The sequence below is a fragment of the Corynebacterium lowii genome (assembly GCF_001412085.1).
GTDB classification, from domain to species: domain Bacteria; phylum Actinomycetota; class Actinomycetes; order Mycobacteriales; family Mycobacteriaceae; genus Corynebacterium; species Corynebacterium lowii.
The window spans coordinates 537,470-561,985 of record NZ_LKEV01000001.1; the positions used below are offsets into that span (position 1 = coordinate 537,470).

The 24,516-nt window shown below is 62.7% G+C and carries 27 protein-coding genes; 12 read left to right on the forward strand and 15 right to left on the reverse strand.

Going from position 1 to position 24,516, the window contains the following annotated elements:
- Positions 1–9: 9 nt before the first annotated feature.
- The 3 genes from metX to Clow_RS11630 form a co-directional block, all read right to left on the reverse strand.
- Positions 10–1,155 (reverse strand): homoserine O-acetyltransferase MetX, encoded by a 1,146-nt coding sequence (gene metX, locus Clow_RS02635; RefSeq protein ID WP_055175816.1) that lies wholly within the window; start codon positions 1,153–1,155, stop codon positions 10–12.
- 87 nt (positions 1,156–1,242) lie between these two features.
- Positions 1,243–1,692: a DUF4442 domain-containing protein gene (locus Clow_RS02640; protein ID WP_055175819.1), complete on the reverse strand. Its 450-nt coding sequence runs from the start codon at positions 1,690–1,692 to the stop codon at positions 1,243–1,245.
- 113 nt (positions 1,693–1,805) lie between these two features.
- Positions 1,806–2,579: a hypothetical protein gene (locus Clow_RS11630; RefSeq protein WP_156334544.1), complete on the reverse strand. Its 774-nt coding sequence runs from the start codon at positions 2,577–2,579 to the stop codon at positions 1,806–1,808.
- A 92-nt stretch (positions 2,580–2,671) separates the two neighbouring features.
- Here Clow_RS11630 and Clow_RS11290 point away from each other — a divergent pair, with 92 nt between their 5' ends.
- On the forward strand, positions 2,672–3,190 hold the full coding sequence (locus tag Clow_RS11290) for a TetR/AcrR family transcriptional regulator (protein WP_082418479.1): 519 nt from the start codon (positions 2,672–2,674) through the stop codon (positions 3,188–3,190).
- A 97-nt stretch (positions 3,191–3,287) separates the two neighbouring features.
- Here the strand turns inward: Clow_RS11290 and Clow_RS02645 are convergent, their stop codons facing one another.
- A complete protein-coding gene (locus tag Clow_RS02645) occupies positions 3,288–4,604 on the reverse strand; it encodes an O-acetylhomoserine/O-acetylserine sulfhydrylase (protein ID WP_055175821.1) in 1,317 nt (438 codons plus the stop codon).
- A 178-nt stretch (positions 4,605–4,782) separates the two neighbouring features.
- Here Clow_RS02645 and Clow_RS02650 point away from each other — a divergent pair, with 178 nt between their 5' ends.
- Positions 4,783–6,978 carry a carbon starvation CstA family protein gene (locus Clow_RS02650; protein ID WP_245625668.1) on the forward strand — a complete coding sequence of 732 codons (2,196 nt, stop codon included), beginning with the start codon at positions 4,783–4,785 and terminating at the stop codon, positions 6,976–6,978.
- On the forward strand, positions 6,975–7,172 hold the full coding sequence (locus tag Clow_RS02655; protein ID WP_055175824.1) for a YbdD/YjiX family protein: 198 nt from the start codon (positions 6,975–6,977) through the stop codon (positions 7,170–7,172). The genes Clow_RS02650 and Clow_RS02655 overlap by 4 nt, the downstream gene beginning before the upstream one ends.
- Here the strand turns inward: Clow_RS02655 and Clow_RS02660 are convergent.
- From Clow_RS02660 to Clow_RS02675, 4 genes are all read right to left on the reverse strand, one after another.
- Entirely contained in the window at positions 7,169–7,570 is a 402-nt protein-coding gene (locus Clow_RS02660) for a hypothetical protein (protein WP_055175827.1), read from the reverse strand. The genes Clow_RS02655 and Clow_RS02660 overlap by 4 nt on opposite strands.
- A 94-nt stretch (positions 7,571–7,664) precedes the next feature.
- Positions 7,665–8,153 (reverse strand): hypothetical protein, encoded by a 489-nt coding sequence (locus Clow_RS02665; RefSeq protein WP_055175830.1) that lies wholly within the window; start codon positions 8,151–8,153, stop codon positions 7,665–7,667.
- 153 nt (positions 8,154–8,306) lie between these two features.
- The gene (locus Clow_RS02670; RefSeq protein ID WP_055175832.1) at positions 8,307–10,526 is read right to left on the reverse strand and encodes an NADP-dependent isocitrate dehydrogenase; all 2,220 of its coding nucleotides are present in this window, start codon (positions 10,524–10,526) and stop codon (positions 8,307–8,309) included.
- 92 nt (positions 10,527–10,618) lie between these two features.
- On the reverse strand, positions 10,619–11,512 hold the full coding sequence (locus Clow_RS02675; protein ID WP_245625669.1) for a siderophore-interacting protein: 894 nt from the start codon (positions 11,510–11,512) through the stop codon (positions 10,619–10,621).
- A 93-nt stretch (positions 11,513–11,605) separates the two neighbouring features.
- On the opposite strand from Clow_RS02675, the gene Clow_RS02680 reads away from it, so the two are divergent.
- The 3 genes from Clow_RS02680 (at position 11,606) to Clow_RS02690 (ending at position 13,644) form a co-directional block, all read left to right on the forward strand.
- Positions 11,606–12,517, forward strand: coding sequence for an exodeoxyribonuclease III (locus Clow_RS02680; RefSeq protein ID WP_055176309.1), 912 nt, complete (start codon positions 11,606–11,608; stop codon positions 12,515–12,517).
- Positions 12,517–13,395: a trimeric intracellular cation channel family protein gene (locus Clow_RS02685; protein ID WP_055175836.1), complete on the forward strand. Its 879-nt coding sequence runs from the start codon at positions 12,517–12,519 to the stop codon at positions 13,393–13,395. Before Clow_RS02680 ends, Clow_RS02685 begins: the two co-directional genes overlap by 1 nt.
- Before the next feature lie 72 nt (positions 13,396–13,467).
- A complete protein-coding gene (locus Clow_RS02690) occupies positions 13,468–13,644 on the forward strand; it encodes a hypothetical protein (protein ID WP_245625670.1) in 177 nt (58 codons plus the stop codon).
- Positions 13,645–13,744: 100 nt separating this feature from the next.
- Here Clow_RS02690 and Clow_RS02695 read toward each other — a convergent pair whose 3' ends face one another.
- The 3 genes from Clow_RS02695 to Clow_RS02705 are packed head-to-tail and all read right to left on the reverse strand — an operon-like array spanning position 13,745 to position 15,534.
- Positions 13,745–14,365 carry a hypothetical protein gene (locus Clow_RS02695; RefSeq protein WP_055175842.1) on the reverse strand — a complete coding sequence of 207 codons (621 nt, stop codon included), beginning with the start codon at positions 14,363–14,365 and terminating at the stop codon, positions 13,745–13,747.
- On the reverse strand, positions 14,358–15,176 hold the full coding sequence (locus tag Clow_RS02700) for an ATP-binding cassette domain-containing protein (protein ID WP_055175845.1): 819 nt from the start codon (positions 15,174–15,176) through the stop codon (positions 14,358–14,360). Before Clow_RS02700 ends, Clow_RS02695 begins: the two co-directional genes overlap by 8 nt.
- On the reverse strand, positions 15,163–15,534 hold the full coding sequence (locus Clow_RS02705) for a GntR family transcriptional regulator (RefSeq protein WP_055175848.1): 372 nt from the start codon (positions 15,532–15,534) through the stop codon (positions 15,163–15,165). Before Clow_RS02705 ends, Clow_RS02700 begins: the two co-directional genes overlap by 14 nt.
- Before the next feature lie 103 nt (positions 15,535–15,637).
- On the opposite strand from Clow_RS02705, the gene trpS reads away from it, so the two are divergent.
- The 3 genes from trpS (at position 15,638) to Clow_RS02720 (ending at position 18,073) form a co-directional block, all read left to right on the forward strand.
- On the forward strand, positions 15,638–16,660 hold the full coding sequence (gene trpS, locus Clow_RS02710) for a tryptophan--tRNA ligase (protein ID WP_055175851.1): 1,023 nt from the start codon (positions 15,638–15,640) through the stop codon (positions 16,658–16,660).
- 89 nt (positions 16,661–16,749) lie between these two features.
- Positions 16,750–17,832, forward strand: a complete 1,083-nt coding sequence (locus Clow_RS02715) for a YhjD/YihY/BrkB family envelope integrity protein (protein WP_055175854.1) — start codon at positions 16,750–16,752, stop codon at positions 17,830–17,832.
- 19 nt (positions 17,833–17,851) lie between these two features.
- Positions 17,852–18,073: a hypothetical protein gene (locus Clow_RS02720; RefSeq protein ID WP_055175858.1), complete on the forward strand. Its 222-nt coding sequence runs from the start codon at positions 17,852–17,854 to the stop codon at positions 18,071–18,073.
- On the opposite strand, the gene Clow_RS02725 is transcribed toward Clow_RS02720, so the two are convergent.
- The 4 genes from Clow_RS02725 to Clow_RS02740 all read right to left on the reverse strand — a co-directional run bounded on the left by Clow_RS02725 (position 18,042) and on the right by Clow_RS02740 (position 21,867).
- Positions 18,042–19,379, reverse strand: a complete 1,338-nt coding sequence (locus Clow_RS02725; RefSeq protein WP_055175859.1) for a D-alanyl-D-alanine carboxypeptidase family protein — start codon at positions 19,377–19,379, stop codon at positions 18,042–18,044. The two genes, Clow_RS02720 and Clow_RS02725, sit on opposite strands and share 32 nt — an antisense overlap.
- 67 nt (positions 19,380–19,446) lie before the next feature.
- The gene (locus Clow_RS02730) at positions 19,447–20,676 is read right to left on the reverse strand and encodes a hypothetical protein (RefSeq protein ID WP_055175862.1); all 1,230 of its coding nucleotides are present in this window, start codon (positions 20,674–20,676) and stop codon (positions 19,447–19,449) included.
- Between the two features lie 22 nt (positions 20,677–20,698).
- Entirely contained in the window at positions 20,699–21,583 is an 885-nt protein-coding gene (locus Clow_RS02735; protein ID WP_055175865.1) for a C40 family peptidase, read from the reverse strand.
- Positions 21,580–21,867 (reverse strand): hypothetical protein, encoded by a 288-nt coding sequence (locus Clow_RS02740; RefSeq protein ID WP_055175868.1) that lies wholly within the window; start codon positions 21,865–21,867, stop codon positions 21,580–21,582. The genes Clow_RS02735 and Clow_RS02740 overlap by 4 nt, the downstream gene beginning before the upstream one ends.
- 76 nt (positions 21,868–21,943) lie before the next feature.
- On the opposite strand from Clow_RS02740, the gene upp reads away from it, so the two are divergent.
- From upp to Clow_RS02755, 3 genes are all read left to right on the forward strand, one after another.
- Complete coding sequence (gene upp / locus Clow_RS02745; RefSeq protein ID WP_055175871.1) at positions 21,944–22,579, forward strand: uracil phosphoribosyltransferase; 636 nt, start codon at positions 21,944–21,946, stop codon at positions 22,577–22,579.
- Positions 22,580–22,727: 148 nt separating this feature from the next.
- On the forward strand, positions 22,728–23,147 hold the full coding sequence (locus Clow_RS02750; RefSeq protein WP_156334546.1) for a helix-turn-helix domain-containing protein: 420 nt from the start codon (positions 22,728–22,730) through the stop codon (positions 23,145–23,147).
- A gap of 97 nt (positions 23,148–23,244) precedes the next feature.
- Positions 23,245–24,441, forward strand: coding sequence for an amidohydrolase (locus tag Clow_RS02755; RefSeq protein WP_245625671.1), 1,197 nt, complete (start codon positions 23,245–23,247; stop codon positions 24,439–24,441).
- The last annotated feature ends 75 nt before the right edge of the window (positions 24,442–24,516 follow it).

The window sequence follows — 24,516 nt, forward strand, 5'->3', positions numbered from 1 at the left end:
GGCCTCGTTTTAAGTTCTGGGAAGTTCGGCGGCGCGGTCGAGGAAACGGCGGATAATCCGGTCCATCTGGCGGGTTTCCGCCAAGAAGGCATCGTGACCCACGGGGGAGACGATTTTGGACATGCCCAGCAGCCTGCCCAGATTCCGTGAAAGGTGCTCCTGCTGGTGATAGGGGTAGAGAATATCCGTGTCCACCCCGGCGACGAAGATCGGCACCGAGATATTACCCAGCGCCTTATTCAAGCCACCTCGCCCCCGGCCGATGTCGTGGCGATTCAGGGCGTCGGTAAGCGTGACGTAGGAACCGGCATCGAAGCGCTCCGCGAGTTTAGCCGCCTGGTAATCCAGATAACTTTCCACCGCAAAGCGCTGCTGCGGGCTGCGATAAGCCCCGCAGGGATTCTCCCCCTCCTGCGCCGAGGTGCCAAAGCGCTCATCAAGCTCTAGCTCCCCCCGATACGTCAGGTGAGCTATCCGCCGCGCCGTGGCTAAACCTTTTAAGGGGGATTGGCCGGTGTGGTAATAATCCCCGCAATGCCAGTGCGGATCATTTTCCACCGCGGAAATCTGGGCGGATTGAATACCAATCTGCCAGGCACTCGCGCGGGCGGAGACGGCAAAAACCGCTGCGGCTTGCAGGAACTCCGGGTACAGGGCCGCCCATTCCAGGGTGCGAGCCCCGCCCATCGAGCCGCCGATAATCGCATGCACGCGCTCAATGCCCAGGGCGCGGAGGAAAAGGTGTTCCGCATGAACCTGGTCCCTAATGGAGAGGGCGGGGAAGCGGGAACCCCAGGCGGTGCTGGTATTGCTGGTTTTACTGGCGACGTCGGGTGCGGCAGGGTTGCTGCTATCCGGGTGCGGGGAGGAAGGGCCGGTGGAGCCCTGGCAACCGCCCAACACATTGGTGCTGATAATGCAGTAACGGCGCGTATCCAGGGCTTGACCTGGGCCTAAGAGATCGCCCCACCATTGGTCCACGCGGGAATCACCGGTGAGCGCGTGCTCGATGAGCAGGACATTGGAGTGATCGGGCAGGGGAGTACCCCAGCGCTGGTAGGCGATCTGCGCGCCGGGAATGGTGGCCCCGGCCTCGGTGGTGAACGTACCGATGGGCACCTGGGTGAGGAGGCCCTCGGGAGCGAGGTGGCTCATGGCGAACCTTCCGCTAGACAACTCTGTATAGACAGCTTGGTTCGTTATGGTAGCGAAAGGCCGTGCCGTGCGGGCGATTTTCTTTCTCTAGTGCTTCTTGCGGCGGTAGTACACCTGGCGGCGCACGTGGGCTACCACGTTGCCCTCCTCATCCTTGATGTCCACCTCGAACCAGTGCAGATACTTGGAGCCATCGGCGGTTTTGCTCTTGATGAGTTCGATGGTCTGGGGGTCAATCGAAATATCTGCGCTGATACGGCTGCGCCCCGGCTTGACGAACTTAATCTCCGCGCCCACATCCCAGATGTAATAGTCCGAGCCCAGTTGATACATGGACACGAGCATGAAGAAGGGGTCTGTCATGGAGAGCATGGTGCCGCCGAAGGCGGTGCCCACGATGTTTTGGGTGAGTTTATTGGGTTTGTGGGTGACTAGAACGCGGGAGCCGTCCTCCGCTATCTCCTTGATTCTCACTCCGGCGCCCAGGTAGGGCGGCCAAATCTGCATGAAGTGACGGATGAAGCGGGGTGATTGCATGGGTGAAGTCCTCCTGGTTGTGATGTGGGTTAAATGATAGCAGGAGGGTGGATGGTGAGGGGGGATCTGTCATGGGGTGTGGATGCTTAGCGCTGCCCCTATGGTAATGATGATTAAACCAAATAAGCACCTTTTACTGATTTTTCTTTTAACATCCATGCTCCGATTAGGCTACCGAGTACGATATTTGCACATCGGAGAACGCTTATTGTGGATGGAGGAGCATAGTTCATTGCGGCGAGGATTAGGAAGTAACTGGTTGGTACGAGTATGGATACGGGGAAGGTTTGTTTCCAGATAGCGGTGGTGACAGTGGGGATGTGGTGCGTTTTTGCTACCAGGGCTGCTGTCAGTACTGAGAATTGAAACAATGAAGAGAGTGCTATGTATGAAATTATGTTTACGTTTAGATGGGAGACAGAAAAAGAATCCCACAGGGTATAAGAGGTAATGCAGGAGGCTACGATGAGGCCGGGCCATAAATTATGTACTTGTACTGTTTTTGAATGGGTGGGGGTGAGGGAGAGTAAAACTCCAAGTAGCACTATCGGTAAGGCAAGGATTTGCGTGGGGTACGGCATTCCGAGGCGGGGAATTGTAGCGATGGTGATAAGGGTGGGGGAGATTCCTCTGGATATGGGGTAAACGGTTGTGAGTGGGGCTTTGGTGTAGGCCCACTGGAGGATGACTGCATATGTTGTGTGGAGTATTGCGCTGATGGTTGCGGGCCACCATGTTGCGCCGAGGGTTCCTGTGCTTAATGAGTAGATGAGAATTGCGCTCCATAGAGGGGTTGTCCAGGCACTATATGTCCATGTAAATACCATGCTGGATGTCTTGGCGCGTTTTAGTAGTGCATTCCAGGTTCCGTGAAGGATGGAACTCATGCACACGAGTAAGAGTGCGGTTCCAACGTTGTCCATGTAGACACTGTCTACCATAGGTGCGAATGATTCGCAGATGCGGCATTCTGGAATCTATGGCTATAGGTTTGGAACAGCGCTTGGTCGATGCAGGGCGAGCCTTATTGGAAGAGCGAGGGATTGAAGCGGTGACGATTCGTGAAGTTGCTCGCCGGTGTGGAGTCTCGCATGGGGCGCCGCGCCGATATTATCCTACGATAACCCTTTTGTTGGCGGCGATTGCTGAGGGCTGCATGGATGAGCTGAGGGACTCTATTGATGCAAGTGGAGATGGCCTTATGGCAATGGCGGTGGCATATGTTCGCTATGCTGCTGACCGTCCAGATGCTTTTGAGTTGATTACTCGCCATGATGTGCTTAATTCCAGTGGTAGGGGTTTGCGGGCAGTGTCATTATCATTGCTTGATAATTGGTGCGACTGCTGCTTGCGAGAAAACCCAGATTTTACAAAGGAAAGAGCGATAGCCTTGTGGGCTAGCGTTCATGGAGTCGCGGCATTATCGGCGCGGAGGGCCTTGGAAGTTGTTTCTATTGCACCGGAGTTTTTGCTTAAAGAGATTATTCCATCACGCTAAATATGCGTCTCCCCCAGGTCCGGTCGTCCGGCCGGAGCACTGGGGGAGGCGGCTTCCGATCTCGCCGTAACGAGTGGCGTTGTCTTTGATGGTACCCCTACAGCGCCTCAAACCCGCGGCGCAGATCGGCAAGAATATCGTCGATGTGCTCGATTCCCACGGAAAGGCGAATCGTAGCGGGCGAGATTCCGGCGCGCTCTAGGCCGTGCTCGTCGGACTGCGAGTGCGTGGTGGTGGCGGGGTGGGCCACCAGGGAACGCACGTCTCCGATGTTGGCGAGGTTGGAGTGCAGGCGCAGGGCGTCGATAAAGCGCCACGCCGCGTCCTTGCCGCCCTCCACGTCGAAGGAAAGCACGGAGCCGGTGTATTCCAGCCCCAACTTTTCCTTGGTGGCATACCAGGGGGAGGCGGGAAGGCCCGCGTAGTTCACCTTGGTCACCTGCGGCTGCTCGCTGAGGAACTGCGCCACCTTCTGCGCGTTGGCGTTGTGGCGCTCCACGCGGAGGCTGAGGGTATCGAGGCCTTGGAGGGTGATCCAGGCGTTGAAGGGGGAGAGCGTGGCGCCGGTATCGCGCAGCAGGCCCGCGCGCGCCTTAAGGCCGAAAGCGACGTCGCCAAGGTCGGCGTACTTGAGGCCGTGGTAGGCGGCGTCGGGAGTAACGAAGTAGGGGAACACGGGGGTGCCGTCGCGCTCGACGGTCCAGTCGAAGCTGCCGCCGTCCACCAGGATTCCGCCGATGCCGGAGCCATTGCCGGTGTAGAACTTGGTCAGCGAGGCCACCACGATGTCTGCGCCGAGGTCGAGCGGGCGCACCAGGGCAGCGGTGGCAATGGTGTTATCCACGATGAGCGGCACCTGGTGGGCGTGGGCCACGGCGGCGATGGTGGGAATATCGAGCACATCGGCCTGGGGGTTGGCGAAGGTCTCGCCGTAGAAGGCCTTGGTATTGGGACGTACGGCGGCCTCCCAGGAGGCGGGGTCATCGGGGTTTTCCACGAAGGTGACCTCGATGCCCAGGCGGGCCAGGGTGACCTGGAAGAGGGTTTCGGTACCGCCATAGAGGCGCGGGGAGGTCACGATGTGATCGCCCGCAGAGGCGAGGTTGAGGATCGCTGCGGTCTCGGCGGCCTGCCCGGAGGCAAAGGCCACGGCGTGCGTGCCGCCTTCCAGGGAGGCCAGGCGATTTTCCAGAACCTCGGTGGTGGGGTTGGTGAGGCGGGAGTAGATGGGGCCGGCATCTTCCAGGGCAAAGCGCTCCTTGGCGTGCTCGGCGGAGTTGAACACGTAGGAGCTGGTCAGGTGAATGGGCTGGTTGCGCGAGGCGGTATCGGAATCTACCGCCTGTCCGGCGTGAATGGAGCGGGTCTCAAAGTTCCACTGCGCTGCCTGGGAATTATCGTACTTGGTGGTCATGATCTGCCTTCCTGTTGTGCTTGCATGTGAATGGCACCCCACCATAGTGAACCGCTCTGTCTAGATGGAAGATTTATATTCATTCCCACCCTCCCTGTATCTTCTTTGGCAATACTGCGAGAAAGTTAAGCCACTCACATTCCTGTTGGAGATGTGGGGCAGGGAAGGGAGAAAAGCGGTGACCATCCTGCGCAACGAGGCCACGGGGAAGCCCGTGGGCGTGGCAGAACAGCGGCCCTCGGGGGCGTCGAAAGTAGTCATGGCGGTGATCGCCCTGATTGCTGCGGCGGGCTGGGCGGCGATTGCCCTCAATCGTGGGGAGCCCATCAACTCCGTGTGGCTGGTGGCCGCTGCGGTGGGCTCCTACTTCATCGCGTACACCTTTTACTCCCGGCTCATCGCATACAAGGTGGTGCGCCCGCGCGACGATCGCGCCACCCCCGCCGAGCAGCACGCGGACGGCAAGGACTTCGTGCCCACGGACCGTCGCGTGCTCTTTGGGCACCACTTTGCCGCCATTGCCGGGGCTGGGCCGCTGGTGGGGCCGGTCATGGCCGCCCAGATGGGGTATCTGCCCTCAACGCTGTGGATTGTGCTCGGCGTGATCTTTGCCGGAGCCGTGCAGGATTACCTGGTGCTGTGGGTGTCCACGCGGCGTCGCGGCCGCTCGCTGGGGCAGATGGTGCGCGATGAGATGGGGCGCGTGGGTGGCGTGGCCGGAATCGTGGCGGTGATCGCCATTATGGTCATCATCATTGCGGTGCTGGCGCTCATCGTGGTCAATGCGCTGGCGCATAGCCCCTGGGCCGTGTTCTCCATCGCCATGACCATTCCTATCGCGCTGTTCATGGGCGTGTACATGCGCTACCTGCGCCCTGGGCGCATCGTAGAAGTTTCCGCCATCGGCGTGGTGCTCCTGCTGGCCGCGATTATCGCCGGTGGCTGGGTGGCCGAGACCTCCTGGGGTGAACAGTGGTTCACCCTCTCGCCCACGGTGCTGGCCTGGTGCCTCATTGCCTATGGCGTGGTGGCGGCGCTGCTGCCGGTGTGGCTGCTGCTCGCCCCGCGCGATTACCTCTCTACCTTTATGAAGATCGGCGTGATCGCGCTGCTGGCCGTGGGCATCATCATCGTGCGCCCCGAGGTGCAGATGCCCGCCATCACGCAATGCGCCCGCGAGGGCGGCGGCCCGGTGTTTTCCGGCTCGCTCTTCCCTTTCCTCTTCATCACCATTGCCTGCGGTGCGCTCTCCGGCTTCCATGCGCTCATCTCCTCGGGCACCACGCCCAAGCTGGTGGAAAAGGAATCACAAATGCGCATGATCGGCTACGGCGGCATGCTCATGGAATCCTTCGTGGCCGTCATGGCGCTCATCGCCGCCGTGGTGATTGACCGCCACATGTACTTTGTGATGAACGCCCCCGCCACGCTCACCGGAGGCACCGCAGAAAGCGCGGCCACCTGGGTTAATTCCCTGGGCCTGCCCGGCAATGATCTCAGTGCGCAGCAGCTTAGCGACGCCGCCGCGGCGGTGGGGGAGGAAACCGTGATCTCGCGCACGGGTGGCGCGCCCACCCTGGCCTACGGAATGTCGGAGATTCTTACCGATGTGTTTGGCAACGCCTCTCTCCAGGCCTTCTGGTACCACTTTGCCATCATGTTCGAGGCGCTGTTCATCCTCACCACCGTGGACGCCGGCACCCGTGTGGCCCGCTTTATGATGACGGATACCCTCGCAGCGATCCCCGGTATGCAGCGCTTCCGCGATCCCTCTTGGAAGCCCGGTAGCTGGATTGCCACCTTCCTCGTCTGCGGGCTGTGGGGCTCCATCCTGATTATGGGTGTGAGCGACCCCCTGGGCGGAATCAACGTGCTCTTCCCGCTCTTTGGCATCGCCAACCAACTCCTCGCCGCCATCGCGCTCTCCCTGGTGCTGGTGGTGGTGATAAAGAAGGGCCTCTACCGCTGGGCCTGGATACCCGGCCTGCCCCTGGCCTGGGACCTCGTGGTGACCATGACGGCCAGCTACCACAAAATCTTCTCCTCCGACCCGACTATCGGCTACTGGGCGCAGCACTCCCGCTTCCGCGACGCCGCCAACCAGGGGCTTGATTCCTTTGGTAGCGCCTCCTCGCCCGAGGCTATCGACGCCGTGGTGCGCAACACCGCCGTCCAGGGCGTGCTCTCCATTGTGTTCGCCGTGCTGGTAATTGTGGTGATTGCCTCCGCACTGGTGGCTTGTATCAAGGCCATACGGGTGCGGGCCGCCGGTGGGGAACCGGAAACCAGCGAGGAAGCCTTTGCGCCCTCCAATATCTTCGCCCCCTCCGGCCTGGTGGCCACGGCCCAGGAGAAGGAAGTGATGAGGCAATGACGGCTTTGTCTTTGTCGGCGCTGCTGAAAAGGGCCTACTGGTACGTGGCGGAAATGCTGGGGGAGAACGCCTACCACCACTACGTAGAACACCTGCGCGCCCACCACCCCGAGGCCGCCATTACCAGCGAAAAGGAGTTCTGGCGGCACAAGTGGGCGGAGCAGGAGAAGAACCCTGGGGCGCGGTGTTGCTAGGAATCTGATGTGGCTTTTTCGCTATCGCGGGGAAGCCACTTTTCCCTTCGTTCTTCTTTTGATTCTTCCAGTGATATTGCCTGGCGTATGTATGCAATGGTGGCGCTTAATATAACTACTAGAAATGCAAGGCCTAGGGCGATGAGGGGATTGAGTATTGATAGCACAAGGAATATGAGTATAAGAATCCCCATCGTGCCGAGTGCTCCAGACGTGTTCATCTCGTGAGTCTTGTCAATCTCCCTCCTGTAGCTTTGCTGGAGCCTTTGCTTGCGATAATCGCCTATGGAGGTGGATGTTTCCTGATCGCCAAGCTCTTCGAGCCTCACCTGTAGCTCTTTGAGCGCGTTATCGTGCTTTAATTCTTTGGATAGCTTCTGTGAATCTAGTGACTTCACGAGTGGGTTGGTGAGTACCGATAGAAAACGCTTCATTGCTGTGGCCTCGTGTGAGTTTTTGGGGCTTGCTGGTAAACCGTGTTATCTAGTTTCCTCATTCCATCACCTCATATTCCTCTCCACCCGCAGCAATGCTGATACGCAGGTTCTCTGGCAGGCCTTCTTTTTCTAGAACCACGGTGGTGCCGTCCTCGGGGTGGGTGATCTTCTGGTCACCCACAACCACTACCTCCGCGCCGTTGCTTTCCAGTTGCCCGGAGGAATGGGTGGCGGCACACCAGGTATCCCACATCGCATCGTTATTTTCGGCCTTCCAGGTGTTGTTCTCCGCTGCGCCGTGTTTCTCGTTAAGAAACGCGCTGGCCTGCTCAAAGTTATTCCACCCGGAGTAATCGGTGCCCTTGCAATCGCGCAGCACTCCGGGTTCGGGAGCGACGGTAGAAGCAGAAGCCACCGCCGAAGCGCTCGAAGTGCCCTCGGTAGCCTCCGCGCCGCTGCTGCCATCGTCGCCACCGGAGCAGGCGCCAAGAACAAAGGCAGCGGCACAAAGCGGGGCAGTAACGGAGAGGGCGCGTAGATTCATGTCACCCACGGTATGTGATGAGGCCGGGGTCTCGCAGCCGTACCAACCACTAGAACCCAAGCACCTTTCCCCAAAAAACAAGTCAAAAAGAGCCCCCGCCCGGCGAAAAACTCACCAGCGGGGGCTCACGAAGCTCAGAGAGGAACGGGTTAATTACCCCTTAATCCCGTCAATGATCTCGTTGAAGGCGGCGCTCGGGCGCATGATCGCCGTGGTCTTTTCCTCGTCGGGCCAGTAGTAGCCGCCCAGGTCGGCGGGCTGGCCCTGGGCTGCAATCAGCTCGGCGTCGATCTGCTCGGCCTTGGCCGCCAGCGCCTCGGCCACGGGGCCGAAGGCCTCGGCCAGGGCGGCGTCGTCCTGCTGGGCGGCGAGTGCCTGAGCCCAGTAGAGGGAGAGCCAGAAGTGGGAGCCGCGGTCGTCGATCTCGCCCACCTTGCGGGAGGGGGACTTCCCCTCGTCGAGCAGCTTCTCCGTGGCCTCATCGAGGGCGGTGGCCAGCACGGCGGCGCGCTCGTTATCGCCGCCACCCTGGGCAAAGTGGCGGAGGGATTCGGCCAGGGCCAGGTACTCGCCCAGGGAGTCCCAGCGCAGGTGGTTCTCCTCCTGGACCTGTTGCACGTGCTTGGGCGCGGAGCCGCCCGCGCCGGTCTCGAAGAGGCCGCCACCGGCCATGAGCGGCACGATGGAGAGCATCTTGGCGGAGGTGCCCAGTTCCAGGATGGGGAAGAGGTCGGTGTTGTAATCGCGCAGCACGTTGCCGGTCACAGAGATGGTGTCCTCGCCGCGGCGGGCGCGGGCGATGCTGGCCTTGGTGGCCTCCACGGGGGAGAGGATCTGAATATCCAGGCCCTCGGTGTCGTGCTCTGCGAGGTACTTCTTCACCAGGTCGGTGAGGTTGCGGTCGTGGGCGCGCTCGGGGTCGAGCCAGAAGATCGCGGGGGTCTCGGAGAGGCGGGCGCGATTAACGGCCAGCTTCACCCAGTCGCGGATCGGGGCGTCCTTGGTCTGGCAGGCGCGCCAGATGTCCCCGGCCTCAACCTCGTGGGAGATAAGCACCTCACCGGCGGAGTTGCGTACCTCTACGCGGCCGGTGGCGGGAATCTTGAAGGTCTTGTTGTGGGAGCCGTACTCCTCGGCCTTCTGGGCCATGAGGCCCACGTTCGGCACGGTGCCCATCGTGGTGGGGTCGAAGGCGCCGTTGGCCTTGCAGTCCTCGATCACGGCCTGGTACACCCCGGCGTAGGAGGAATCGGGGATTACGGCCAGGGTGTCCTGCTCCTGGTCATCCTTGTTCCACATGTGCCCGGAGGTGCGGATCATGGCGGGCATGGAGGCGTCGATGATGACGTCGGAGGGAACGTGCAGGTTGGTGATGCCCTTGTGGGAGTTCACCATCGCCAGGGCGGGGCCTTCTTCCAGGGCCTTATCAAAGGCGGCGCGGATCTCGGCGCCATTGGGCAGGTTCTCCAGGCCGGTGTAGATGGCAGCCAGGCCGTTCTCGGCATTGAGGCCGGCCTCTTCCAATTCCTCGCCGTACTGGTCAAATACGTCCTTGAAGTAGGCGCGTACTACGTGGCCGAAGATGATGGGGTCGGAAACCTTCATCATGGTGGCCTTGAGGTGAGCGGAGAAGAGCACGCCCTCTTCCTTGGCGCGGGCCACCTGGGCGATCAGGAACTCGTCGAGGGCCTTGGCGGAGAGCACCGTGCCGTCGATAACCTCGCCTTCGAGTACGTCGAGGGCCTTCTTGAGGGTGATCTCGTGATCGTCCGCGCCCACGTGCACGATGGAGAGGGTATCGGCGGCGGGAATGATAACGGACTTCTCGTTGTGGCGGAAGTCGCTATCGCTCATGGTCACCACATTGGTCTTGGAATCCTTGCTCCACGCGCCCATCTTGTGCGGGTGCTTGCGGGCAAAGTTCTTCACGGCGCGCGGGGCGCGGCGGTCGGAGTTGCCCTCGCGCAGCACGGGGTTGACGGCGGAGCCCTTCACGGCGTCGTAACGCGCCCGTACCTCGCGCTCCTCGTCGGTGTGGGGGTGATCCGGGTAATCGGGAATATCAAAGCCCGCGGCCTGGAGCTCCGCGATGGCGCGCTTGAGCTGCGGCAGGGAGGCGGAAATATTCGGGAGCTTAATGATGTTCGCCTCGGGAGTCTTGGCAAGCTCACCGAGCTCGGCCAGGGCATCGTCAAGGCGCTGCTCCGCGCTGAGGCGCTCGGGGAACTGCGCGAGGATACGCCCGGCCAGGGAAATGTCCCGCGTTTCCACCTCGATCCCGGCGGTGGAAGCGAACGCCTCCACGATGGGCTTCAGGGAATAGGTCGCCAGCAGCGGCGCTTCATCGGTGCGGGTCCAAATGATCTTAGCCATAGTCACTCCTCGTTCTTAGATGCACGTCATCTCAACGGCTATCCAGGATACCTCCATATAGGAACACGGGTGCGGCGGGGCCGATCCGCTGACTAGACCATTGCCACTCCCCGGCGCCAATATCCCATGAACGCCACCTGCGAGCGCGCCACCCCCGCCTCCCGCATGAGGTAGCGCCGCAGCCCGCGCACCACCCCGGATTCCCCGGCTATCCAGTAGTACTCACCAGCCCCGGCCTCCTCGGGCACCTCCCACAGCACCTCGGCGGTGCTCACCGCAGGCAGGGCTTCCGGTTCATGCTTATCGACGCCCCCGTGCTCACTCATATGCGCCCGCAGTGCGGCTTCCAGCAGGCTCCCCAGGGGCGCACCCTCGCGCGGCAGCCATTCCACGGTGGCGTTGGGGGCGGCGTCGATAGCGAGGCAATCGGCCTTGGTGGGCACCTCGATATAGGCCCGCACGCAGAGGTGGGGGAGATGAGCGCGCACATCTTCGAGAATGCGGGCGATGGCGGGGGCGGCCGTCTCGTCGCCGCAGAGCGTGACCTCGAGGGAGCGGCCGGGATGGAAAGCAATGCCCGCGGTGTCCTCGGGCCCTCGGCGCGGAGCCACGATGAGCACCTCATCGCCCGGCTGGGCGCTAGCGGCCCACTGGGCGGCGGGACCGGTGGCGTCGCCAGTTAAATGCAGAACGAAGTCCACGGTGAGGCTTAGCCCTGGTGTGATGTGACGGATGGAGTAGGTGCGCAGATCGCCGCGCTGGGCCTCGGGCAAGGCCAACCAATCCCGATACCATTCGGTCGAGCCTTCCAAAGGTGGCAGGGGGTGCGGTGTGCGGGGGACGAGGACCTTAATGCGCTGGTCATATACCGGGCTAGCCGGGGTTCCCACCTCCCTCATGCCCGGCCCGCCCAGCGTGATACGCGCCCAGTGCGGGGAGAGGCGCTGGGCTTCCATGACCTGCACGCGCGTCACGATATAGGACACCGCCTGCTCCTTTCCTTTGGCTAAGGTAGTCCACCCTAACCTAAGGGGTGGGGCCGGTGGAAGGCTCCACGGGCGGTGTCTATTGTGGTGCGCATGACGCTGACCATCACCTCCGTAAACGTTAATGGCGTGCGCGCCGCCACAAAAAAGCGCAGCGAGGACAACCTCGGCATGAACGCCTGGCTGGAAGAAAACAAGCCAGACGTGGTGCTGCTCCAAGAGGTGCGGGCCAGCGAGGGCCAAACCCGCGCCGCCCTGGCCCCCGCGCTAGAGGCGGGCTGGCACTACGCCGGGGCACCGGCGGCGGCCAAGGGACGCGCCGGGGTGGGTATTCTCAGCCGCACCCCGCTTGCCGACGTCTCCGTGGGCTTCGGTTCCTTCCAGGATTCCGGCCGCTGGATCGAGGCCACGGTGGAGGCCTCCTTTGGCGAGGTGCGCGTGGCCTCCCTGTACCTGCCCTCTGGTTCCGAGAACACCGAGAAACAGGACGAGAAGTACCGCTTCCTCGACGAGTTCCAGGAGTTGCTGGCCCAGCGCGCCGAGGAATACCCCAACATGGTCATCGGCGGCGATTGGAATATCTGCCACCGCCGCGAGGACCTGAAGAACTGGAAGGGCAACATGAAGAAGTCTGGCTTCCTGCCCGACGAGCGCGCCTTCATGGACTCCGTTTTCGGCTCCTTCCCAGATGAGGCTACCCAGGTAGAGGCCGGAATCGGGGATTTCTTCGGTGCCGTGGAATACGCCGGGGGCGCCCCGCGCGCCGCCGCCGAGAATCCCCAGTGGTTCGACGTGGCCCGCCGCCTCAACCCGGACGATGCCGGCCCCTACACTTGGTGGACCTACCGCGGCCAGGCCTTCAACAACGACGCCGGGTGGCGCATCGACTACCAGGCGGCCACCGCCGCGATGTTGGAACGCGCCCAGCGCACCTGGGTGGATAAAGCCGAGGCGGTGGAACTGCGCTGGTCTGACCACTCTCCCCTCAACGTCACCTACGCATAATGCTGCTCTCGGTTCTCTATGTAGTAGGTATTACCGCCGAGTCCGTGACCGCCGCCCTCTCTGCGGGGCGGCAGAAGATGGACGTCTTTGGCGTGGTGATGGTGGCCTGCATGACGGCCCTGGGCGGCGGTGTGGTGCGCGATGTCATCCTCAATAACTACCCGCTGACCTGGGTGGAAAAGCCCATCTACCTCATCATCGTGATGGTGGCGGCGCTGGTGACCATCTCGCTTTCCTTCCTCATGCACTACTTCCGGGTGCTCTTTTTGGTGCTCGACGCCGTGGGCCTGGCCACCTTCTCCGTGCTGGGCACCCGCATCGCCCTGGAATTAGGCCACGGATTTGTGATCGCCACAGTCTCCTCCGTGGTCACGGGCGTGGCCGGGGGTATCCTGCGCGATCTCATGTCCGACCGCATGCCGCTGGTCTTTGCCAACGAACTCTATGCCTCCATCTCGGTGCTGGTGACCGTCACGTACATGGGGCTGCTGCACGTGGGAATAACGGAGCACTGGGTGGTGATCGCCACGCTCATCATCGGCTTTGGGGCGCGCTGTCTGGCCATTTACTACGACAAAGGCCTGCCCGTCTTTGAATACCTGGGCCGCGATCAACCCATCGACCCCCGCGTGCGCCTCTCGTACCACTTGCTGCGGCGCGGCTGGCGCAGCGCTCGACGCCGCTCCGGCTACGACGCCGCCCGCTACGCCCTGCTCAACCGGCAGGCCGGACGGCACCACCGCAAACCGAAGAACGAGGATATTCAGTGGTCGCTGAACGTGGAGCTGGATAACAAGAAGCGCCGCAAGCACGCTCGGGATAAGGTGCAGGCCTGGCCTCCCAAGAAGGCCCGCAAGGCCGCCCCCGGTGGTGAATAACTGTGGACGTGTCTTATACTTCACTCCGATAAGACACCTCCCGTTTGATTGGATCTTTTTATGCTTGCGATAGTGTTATTCGTTCTCGGGCTGGCCGGGGTGATCGGCGGCTTCCTGTGGGCCGCGGCGGCCGGACACACCATCGCCGCCATTCTCGCGGCCCTGGTGATCGCCGTGGGTGGCTCCCTCATCACCGCCGCTTGGGCCGTGGTGGCGGATAAGATCAGCCCCACCTCGAAGAAGCTCTAGGCAGCGCATAGATCGAAGGGCGGTTCCCCTGTGCTAGAGGGGAACCGCCCTTTTGTTGTGTTTTGTTGGGGTTGAGGGGGCTGGAGAGGCCGCGCTTGGTTTAGAGGCCGCGCCGCGCGCTGAATGCGGTGGCCCCGAGGGCGATTGTGCTCAGGGGCAGGCAGAAGATGTAGACGCCGGGGATTAGTGAGACATTGAAAAACCCGAGAATGAAACCAAGGATAGCGGCGATGAAAAAAGCGCCGACAAAGTAAAAGAGTGCCCGAGAGCTCTGGGATTGAGATTGAAGGGCGCCTATTGTGCTGCCGAGAACGGCGACAAAGAAGATCGCACAGAAGAATACGCTGAACGTGATGAGCGTCTTTTCTATATGAACTAGCGCTACGGGGGAATCGTTATTGGTGAGAAAGGTGCGGAAAGGGCCGTCAAAGCCATTGATGGCGGTGGTGATGGTGCAGATGATGGACAGGATAAGCGTTATGCAGAAGGCTACGGCAACATTGCTCTCCACCCATTGCTTCCAGGGGGCGCCAAGAGAAAGGGCCGCGCGCGTTTGGGCACCAGGAACACAGAGCAACCCAAAGGTGAGGGGGGAGAGTACGTAGAAAAACCAAAACCCTTGGGCATGAGCGAAAACATCACCTAATCCCACCACCACGGCAATGAGCGCCGTGCCCAGGGTGAGTTCGCGCCGGGAGGGCTGATAGAAAACCTTAAGCATGTGCGTGATTCCTTTCCTGGTACACGAGGGCGTCGATAGCGGCGGCATCATCGGGGTAATCCACGCTGACCTCGGGCGGAGTGTTCTCTATCGCTCCGGCCACGGTGAGCCGCAATATGGAACCCAGGGATTGCTCCTTGACGATGGGGCGCGAACCAGCGGCCTGGCGCACGGCCTCGGCGGGACCACTCAGGGTGGGGAAGTGCGTGCGCAGGGCGTCGAGTGAGGCGGTTTCGCCTAACCGTTGACGATTAATGGGGGTGACGTCCTCCACGATTCCGGCCAGGTCCTCGGAGCGATGCGAGGTAATGATGATGGTGAGTTCCGGGCTGCCCTGCATGAGCCCGAGGATGGCGGAACGCAGGCCATCGCGCGCGGTGACGTCGAGGCCGGTGAAGGGTTCGTCGAGAAGCATGACCTCCGCGCGGCTGGCGAGGATGGTGGCTACGGCGGCGAGTTGGCGCCCGCCCACGCTGAGCTTGCGCACGCGCTGATCGGGGCTGAGGTTGAGCAGTGCGATGATCTGTCCGGCGAGTTCGTGGTCAAAGCGGGGATGAATGAGGGTGGCGGTGGCAAAGTGATCGTGGAGCCTGTCACCGGCAAAGGCGATGTCGCCCCCGGTGGGGGACATCGCGGCAGTGTCCACGCGGCGGGTGCCCGAACGCAGCGGGGTGAGCCCCGCTATGGTGCGCAGCAGCGTGGTTTTACCGGAACCGTTGGGGCCGATGAGGCCGTGCGCGCCGGGGCCGAGCTCCCAGGTGACGGGGGAAAGAATGCCGCGGCGGTCCACGGCGCGGTCAAGCTGGATCATGGTTCTTCCTTTCTTGCTCAATGGCGGCGTGGAGCGCGGCGCTGTCCATGCCTAGCGACGCCGCCTCGCGCAGCAGGGGGCGGATGTAATCGCGGGCGAGGTGTTCGCGGCGCTGATCGAGGATTTGTGCCCGGGCGGTGGGGGTGACGAACATGCCCAGGCCTCGGCGCTTTTCCACGAGCCCTTCTTGGTGCAGGGCCGTGAGTGCCTTGGCGGCGGTGGTGGGATTGACGGAGTGAAAGGTGGATAACTCGTTGGTGGAGGGGGCGCGGTCGCCCTCCGCGAGGGTGCCTGCGGCGATGAGGTCGCGGAGTTCATCGGCAATGCGCTGGTAGAGGGGGCGGGAATCGGCTGTCATGTCATGGGTACCTCCTTCGGTTTCGCACTATACCACTTAGGTGGGTAACCATGTAGGTAGGTGAGGGGGAGGCGCGGGAGGGAAACCTCTACACTGATAAAATATGAGCGAACAGCAGGGGCAGCAGCGCGTCCTATCCGGTATCCAACCCACCGCGGATTCCTACCACCTGGGCAATTACCTCGGAGCGCTGAAACAGTGGATTGAACTCCAAGATGGCTACGATGCCTTCTACTTCATCCCCGACCTCCACGCCATCACCGTGGAGCAGGACCCGCAGGAACTGCGCGCCCGAACCCTGGCCGGGGCCGCCCAGCTCTTGGCCCTGGGTATTGACCCGGAGAAGTCCACCCTCTTCGTGCAATCTCAGGTGCCCGCCCACGCGGAACTAACCTGGGTGCTCACCTGCCTCACCGGCTTTGGCGAGGCCTCCCGCATGACGCAGTTCAAGGACAAGTCCGCCAAGCAAGGCTCCGAGCGCACCTCCGCTGGGCTCTTTGCCTACCCCATGCTCATGGCGGCGGATATTCTGCTTTATCGCCCGCACCTGGTTCCCGTGGGGGAGGACCAGCGCCAGCACCTCGAACTCACTCGCAACCTCGCGGAGCGCTTCAACCACCGCTACGGCGAGACCTTCGTGGTGCCGGAGGGCTTCATTCCCGAAGGCTCGGCCAAGATCTACGACCTCCAAGACCCCACCTCTAAGATGTCCAAGTCCGGCACCAACCCCAAGGGCCTGGTGAACCTGCTTGACGACCCCAAGACCTCCGCCAAGCGCATCCGCTCCGCCGTGACGGATAACGACGGCGTGATCGCCTACGACCGGGAAAATAAGCCCGGCGTATCTAATCTGTTGGGCATTCAATCCGCGCTTACCGGCACCCCCATCGCGGACCTCGTGGCCGCCTATGAAGGCAAGGGATACGGCGCTCTCAAGGTGGATACCGCCGACGCCCTGGAGGCCTTCACCACCCCGCTGCGCGCCCGCTACGAGGGCTTTATGAGCGACCGCGCGGAATTGGAAAACATCTTGGCGCGCGGTGCACAGCGCGCCTCCGAGGAAGCCGCACCGCTGCTGGCCGAGGTTTACGACAAGATGGGTTTCCTACCCCCGCGTTCTTCCTAGAGGTTTGAGCTCCCTCATGGTTTACTGTGGTTCCGGTGGGCACCACAGCAGCCCGCCGAGTTTTTTACCGCGAAGAGAGGAGCCCACCCGTGGCCACCGTCACCAGCGCCGACAAGCGCGATACGGATGAATACGGCATTGAACGCATCCGCACCGACGAGCCAGGAGTGATAGACAAACTCCGCGCCAAGTGGGCATGGTTTGACCACATCATGCTTATGCAGGAGCGCTACGGTCTCATGGGCGGTAACCAATACTCGGCCGGTATTACCTATTTCTCCGTTCTGGCCATGTTCCCCATCCTCATGCTCGTGGTGGCCGTGGCGGCCTCCGTTCTGGCCGCTAACCCCGATCAGCTCTCCGAGCTCCAAGACAAGATCGCGGGCAGCCTGGATGGGCAGATGGGGGATATGGTCAATGAAATCCTCGACACCGCCATCGCCCAGCGCGGCACCGTGGCCGGTATCGGTGCCGTGACCGCCCTGTGGTCCGGGCTCGGCTGGATGAACAACCTGCGCTATGGCATCTCTAAGATGTGGCGCGTGGACCCCACCGATGGCAACTTTGCCGTCAAGAAAATCCTCGATCTCGTGGGTCTGCTCGGCCTGCTGCTCTCCTTCGCCGTGGCCTTCGGCATCACCGCCGTGGGTTCCTCGGGAATCACCACCCGCCTGTTAGAGATGGTGGGGCTTGATGATGTCCCCGGCGTAGGCTATGCCGTCAAGGCCGTGGCTCTTCTCCTGGGCCTGCTGGCAAACTTCCTGGTCATGGCCTGGATGATTATTTTCCTGCCGCGCACCTACGTGCCGCGACGCTCCGGGCTCAAGGCCGCGCTCATCGGAGCGGTAGCCTTTGAGGTCATCAAGCAGCTGGGTTCTCTCTTTGCCTCCAATGCACTGAGCAACCCCGCCGGTGCCACCTTCGGCCCGATTATCGGCCTCATGGTGCTCATGTACCTGATTTGGCGAGTACTGCTTTACGTCTCCGCCTGGGCGGCCACCACGGAGGAATCCCTGGCCGCCACCCCGGTGCCCGCCCCTGAACCCGCCGTGATTCGCGTGCGCAACGAGGTGCAGCAGCCCGGCGTTTCCACGGGCGCGGCACTCGGTGCCGGTGCCGCGCTGGGTGCGGCTGCCGGTGCCGCCGCCTGGCGCTGGTGGAAGAAGAAGTAAAAATGAAGAAGAAGTAAAAATGAAGAAAGCGCTCGTGGTGCTGGCCTGCTGGCTTCCGGCGGAAGCCCTCGTGTGGTTCTTCTACTTTGAGGTGTGGCGGAAACTAGACCCCGCCGGGCTACCGGGGCCGCACGACGATCAGTTTTGGTTAGCCATCGTGGTGCACGGGTTATTACCGCTCTTGATGATCGTGCCCCTGGTGCGGCGTTTTAGCGCCGCTTCTTCCCCCGAGTCACACTGAGCATCACTCCGAGCAGGGCGCAGAGCACCACGATCCCGGCAATGCTGGCGCCCAGGAGGGCGTCGCTACGCTTATCCTCGCTGCTGGCATCGGCATCGGGGCTTTCCGTGGGGGCGGTGGGTGCCGCGCTGGGCTGGTCGCTGCTGGCGGGGGCGTCGTTCAGCGAAGCGATGGAGGCGCCCTTGGGTAGGGCGTAGGCGGCGTGGAGGAAGCGCTGCGCCTGCTCCCAGGGGCGGCCCTTATCAATGGTGGTATCCAGAATCACGGCGGCCAGGCGGCGCCCATTGCGATCCATGCCGCCCACGAAGGTGTGGTTGGCGTCGTCCGTATAGCCGGTCTTGCCGCCGATGCCGTCGGGGTCGTTGAGGAAGAGCCCGTTATCGTTCCACACTTCGTATCCGGGATGGTCCTCGTAGCCGGGGAAGTTCCAGAACTCGGTGTTCACGATGGCCGCGAAGGTCGGATTCGTCCACGCATAGCGATACATGCGGGCCAGATCGGTCACGGAGGTCATTTGGCCCGCGGTATCCAGGCCGGTCACGGAACCCACGTGGGTATCGGTGGCGCCGATCTGCTGAGCCAGCTCGTTCACCTTACGCAGGGCTACCTGCTCGCCCCCGAGGGCTTCCGCGAGGGCCTGGGCGGCGTCGTTGCCAGAGGCCAGCAGCAAACCGTGGAGCAGGTCCTCCGTGGTGTACGTGCCCGTGGTGCCGATCCCGACGGCGGAACCCTCCATGTTCGCGGCCCTCTCACTCACCGGAATCACGGCGTGATAGTCGAGGTCGCGCAGAGCCACCAGGGCAAGCAGCACCTTAATGACGCTGGCCGGGCGGTAACGCCCGTGGGGGTCCTTCTGCGCGATGACTTCGCCGGAATCAATATCAAAAACCAGCCAAGCACTCGCGGTTTGTTCCTCCGGAACGCGGTATCCGGGCGCCGCCGTCACCCCGCAGGAACCCCGATAGGTCACCGGCGGCGGGGTGGGAGCCTGCTGCCCAGGGGCAAGGGCCTCGGAGGTCGTGGTGGGATCGCCGGGGCGCTGCGCGTGCGGGCAGGAATTGGTATCCGGCGCGGCCTCACGCTCCGGGGTGTCGGTGGCCTCTTCCTGGTTGGCGGAATCCTCCGCATGATCCGCCGAGCTATCGACGCCGGGGGCCTGCTGAATCAGCGCCGCCGCGCCGCCCGTAGAGGGAGCGGAGTTGGGCGGCGTTGCCTGCTGGGCTGCGGCGGGGAGCACCGTGCTCAGGCCGAGGGGCATGAGCACACAGGTGGTGGCCAGGATACGACGGGCGGTGGAGTTCAACATCGTGACATATCCTAGACGGCCCCGAGTATTAATCCTCGCATCACCACGGCGTGTTCATCGGGGTAATTTAGGTGCGCGAGAAGCGCTTGACCAGCATTTGCTCCATCTCGCGCCAGTCATTGGAGTGCTGGGTAAAGGGTGCAGAAGGCACGTAGCCGGCGGACTCGGTGGAGCCGAGCATGTAGGAGATGTAGTCCTGCATCCTGGGGTGGGCGAGGAAGAAGGAGTTGAGGGAATCATCCCCGGCCCAGTCGGCGGCGTCGGCAAGCAGTTCGTAGCAGCGGGCCATCTGTGCGGTGTCCACGGAGTCCACGCTCTTGGTGATGGCGTTCTCCATGCCATTGAAGGAGTACACATTATCCGCGTGCACGGTGACCTCTAGCTCGCCACCATTGGCGGCGGTGAGCACGTCCTCCCAGGTGGAGGCGGAGGCGAGATCGTGGTTCTCGTTGGAGATGAGCCAGCGCACCAGGGCCTTGCGGTTATTGAAGGTGAAAATCTCCCCGTAGCGGCCCAGGAATACCGGGGAGCCATTGAGATAGGTGCGCAGCGTGTACAGGGTGCTGCCGTCAATGCTGATCTTGATGGGGTCAATGCCAGCGGCGGCCCACACGGTGGAGTCGTAGGGGTCGGCGGCAGCCTGGGCCTCCTTCTCCCGCTTCTCTTCCTTCAAGCGATTTTCCTCTGCCGCGGCGAGAGCCTGTTCCAGGCGCTCCTTGGCCTGGGCAACCTGGGATTCCTCGGGGGTAATGACCTCGAAGGTGGAATCGAGATCGCGCACGACCTTTTCCCAGTTATTCAGCACCACGCGGCCCACGCCGGACCACTCTTGCTGGCCGTTATCGCCCCGGTAGTGCTCAAAACCGCGCTCTAGGTTGCCCAGAATGGAGTGGGAGGAGAAGAAGCGCGTGGCCTCGGGTGCCCCGCTCACCTCCGCCAGGGCGCGGGTAATGCGCATGGTGGCGGCCACGGACGCCACATTGTCGTAGGAGGCGCGTTGAGCCAGGAGGGAAGGCATGCCGATGATGTCAAAGACCTCGCGCTTGGAGGGCTCCACCCGATTGTCCGGCAACTGAGCAAAGGCCTGCCAGCGGGGATGATCGGTGAGGTCGTGGGAGGCGCCGGATTCCAGGAAGGCCAGCATGGCGGCGGGAGACTCAAAGAAATAGAGCTTTTCCCCCGCGCCGAGGAAGCCCTGCCACTTGGAACCGTGTTCGCGCCATTCCGGTGCCCACAGGGTGTAGTAATCGCCCTCGGTTAGAGATAGCTTCACGGGGAGGATAGCTCTCATGCTCATGGCGGGGATTGTACCCGAGGGGCTAGCCGGTGGGGCGGTAGAACCCCTGAAAGGTCATTCCCATATTGGAGGTGCGCACGGGGTTCTCCTGAACGGGGTCGCCCGCCTCGATCATCATGCCGTTTCCCGAATACATAGCCACGTGCCCATCCCACACGGCTAGGTCGCCGGGTTGTAGTTCCGAGGCATCTACCGGGCGGCCCACCGCCTGATCTTGGGCGAGGCGGGGAAGTTCCACCCCGGCCTGCCGCCACGCCCATTGCGTGAGCCCGGAGCAATCGAAGCCCTCGGGGGTGGTGCCACCCCAGGAATACGGGGTGCCGATCGCGCTGCGTGCCGCGGCCACTGCCTGCTCACCCGAGCCGGTGGGGTCGGAGCTGCTTGGTTCTGTGGGGGTCGGCTCTGTGGGGGTGGACTCTGGGGGAGCTTCGGCAGGTTGTGCTTCTGGCGCGCGGGGAATGGCTTCTGGCTGCTCCGGGGTATCAGCCAGTTGTGCGGCCACGGGGGCGAGATCGGCCTCTAATTGTGTGCTGCGCTGCTGGGCGGCGGCAAGGGCTTGTTCTCCCCACAGGCGGGCCTGGGCTTGGAGCGTGGCCCAGGCGGCGGGGCCACCGGCGGCCTGAGCCGCCAGGAGGGGGATTTTATTGAGGAGATCGAGGGCTATGCGCAGGAGATCGCCGCGAGCCGCTGCGATGAGGTGGTCACCGGCCCCGGCCAGATTGAGGGTGCGTTGCCTATCGCGCAGGAGCGCTTGGGCGTGATCGGTAAGAGGAAAGGGGTCGGGCCGAAAATAGCGTCCCAGGGGAGTAGCCGCTTGGAGATCGGGTACCTCGCGCAGCGCGGGTAGGGGCAAAGGCGCGGGAACCAAGCGCGCGAGGGTGGAAAGATAAGGCAGAAGCGCTATCACGGCAGTGCCCTCCGCTGAGTATCGAGGTGGTGAGCCAGGCCGGAATCGTGGTCCTCCATGCGGTCCACCGCGTGCAGGGAATCCTCGGCGAGGCGCCGACCGTGAGCTAGGAGGGCGTCGTGACGCTGGTGTAATGCGTCTACCGCCTGGGTTAGCTGGGACTGAAAAGCCTCGGTGGCGGGCACGGAGGGAGGAATGGAAAAGGCGGGGGCGGGCTGGGGAGCGCAGCAGTGCGCGAGTTCCGCGGCCAGGCGGCGGGCGTGGGAGAGATCAATACTAAGCATGGTCTCTTAGACTGCCCCCACCGTGGAACGGTTCCCGTGAAATCAGAATGGGGCCACGCGGCTTAGGATAGGCAGCATGGACATCACCGTGATTGACCACCCGCTTGCCGCCTCCCGTTTGACCATCATGCGCGATCATCGCAGTGATAACGCAGCTTTCCGCGCCGCGCTGGCGGACCTAGGGGCCATGCTCATCTACGAGGCCGCCCGCGATCTGCCCGTGGAGCACTTTGATACCGAAACCCCGGTGGCTATCGCGCGCGGTACTCGCCTGGAAAATCCCCCGATTATCGTTCCCGTGATTCGCGCCGGGCTGGGCATGATTGATCCCGCGCTGTCGATGATCCCGGATGCTCAGGTGGGGTTCATCGGCTTGGCGCGCGATGAAACCACCCACGAACCCGTGCCTTATCTGGAGGCCCTGCCGGAGGATTTGCGGGGGCGCGCGGTATTCGTGGTGGACCCCATGCTGGCCACCGGGGGTTCTCTGTTGCACGCGGTGCGTCTCTTAGCCGAGCGCGGAGCCACGGATATTACGGCGGTGTGCATGGTCTCCGCGCAACCGGGGGTGGACGCTCTGGCGGAGTCCGGGCTGCCCGTGCGGCTCGTGACCGCCACCGTGGACCCCGGCCTCAACGAGGATGCGTACATTGTTCCGGGATTGGGGGACGCCGGCGATCGTCTTTATGGCCCGCGGAATATTGATCTCTAGGTGTGGCGTGAAGAGCATTTTCCTCCCTGTATGTGCATGAAGGTGAACTTAATCCCGATGCCCTGGTGCGTACTTTTGGATATAAAGCGAGGGAGAAACCAAGCCTGCACAATGTAATTGGCAGACAATTCCTGTTGTAGTGGGCAGGATGGTCGCTATGAGCGGCGAGGAAAATTGGGTCCAATGGGCGAGCTACGGGCATGCCCTGGGACGCAATCTCAAAGAGCTGCGGTTAATGCGTGGGCTCAGCCAACAGGAGCTTGCGGATCTCGCAGGAATAAGCCGCAATCAGGTAAGCAATCTCGAACGCAACGAGAACACCAGTACCAAATCCTCCGATCCGGTACTTTCCACCGTGTACAAGCTAGCCCGGGCTCTTCAGGTTCCACCCGCGGTATTACTTCCCGGCGTGGGGCACTCGGTGGATCTCATTTGCCACTCGCGCGAGGGGATTGAGGTTTCCTTTGCCTGGCCGAACTCGGAGGAGGATACCCTCGCGTTCCGGCCGCGCGAGCTTGTTGCGCAGTGGCAGCGCTGGAAGCAGGAATCCGAAGGGGATCAACAGTGAGCTCATCGGGGGCGCTACTATAGCCAAATACGCTTAACGCTGATAACGCTGAAAAGTAGCCGCGTTGATGGCACCGATGAGGAGGCGAGAGAGACCCGTGCGCCTGGCAGACCACGTGAGAGCATGGCTAACCGCCCACCGCGACGAAGTAATATCGTGGCGCCGTCACTTACATGCTCACCCGGAACTCTCCCATGAGGAGCACTCCACCACGGCTTTTCTTGCCGAGGTGCTGCGCGAGCACGGCCTAGAGCCGCGGTTATTGCCGGGCACGGGGCTCACCGTGGATGTGGGTGCCCAGGACGCCTCCATCCCCAGGCTGGCGTTCCGGGCGGATATTGATGCCCTCCCGGTGCGGGAGGTCACGGGTCTGCCCTTTTCCTCCACCGCCGCCGGGGTGTCGCACGCCTGCGGGCACGATGTGCACACGACTATCGCGCTCGCGCTGGCCTGCGCCTTGGCCGAGGTGGCGTCGAAAAGCGAAAGCGGGGAGCAGGTGCCCCCGGTGCGGGTGATTTTCCAACCCGCCGAGGAGGTGCTGGCGGGCGGAGCCTCCGAGGTGATCGCCGCCGGTGCCCTCGATGGCGTGGGGGCGATCTATGCGCTGCACGTGGAGCCGAAGCTCCCGGTGGGCAAGGTGGGGCTGCGCAGCGGGGCGATTACCTCCGCCACCGATCTGCTCACCATCGACGTCACCGGCCCCGGCGGACACAGCTCGCGCCCGCACCTTTCTGCCGATGTGGTTTATGGGCTCTCCAAGCTGGTCACGGACTTGCCCGGCTTGCTTTCGCGCCGAGTGGACCCGCGCACCGGAACCGTGCTGGTCTTTGGCTCTATCAAGGCGGGCGACGCCCCCAATGCCATTCCGCAGGCGGGCCGCCTCAGCGGAACGCTGCGCACGGCAGACATGGGCGTATGGCGCACCGCCCAACCGCTGATCGAACAGTTGGTAACCCAGGTGCTCGCCCCCACGGGCTGCGCGCACCGGCTGGATTATCTGCGCGGGGTGCCCCCGGTGCTTAACGACGCCGCGGCCACCGCGATCCTGGCGGAGGGGGCCACGCACCTCGACCCGCAGGCGGTGACGGAGGCCCCGCAATCCTCGGGCGGCGAGGATTTCTCCTGGTACCTGCAAAAAACGTCGGGGGCGATGGCGCGGCTGGGCTGTTGGTCCGGGGAAGGTAACCCCCAGGATTTGCACCAGGGCGATCTGCGGGTGGACGAGCGCGCCGTGGATATGGGGGTGCGCCTTTTTGCCGAGGTAGTACAGCGGCATCGCTTTGGCGAGGGGTAGCAGCGGGGGCGTCGTAGAGCCCGGTGGGAAATAGCGCGGAATAGCCGTTAGCGGGAGGCGCGGGGGCGGGTGGGT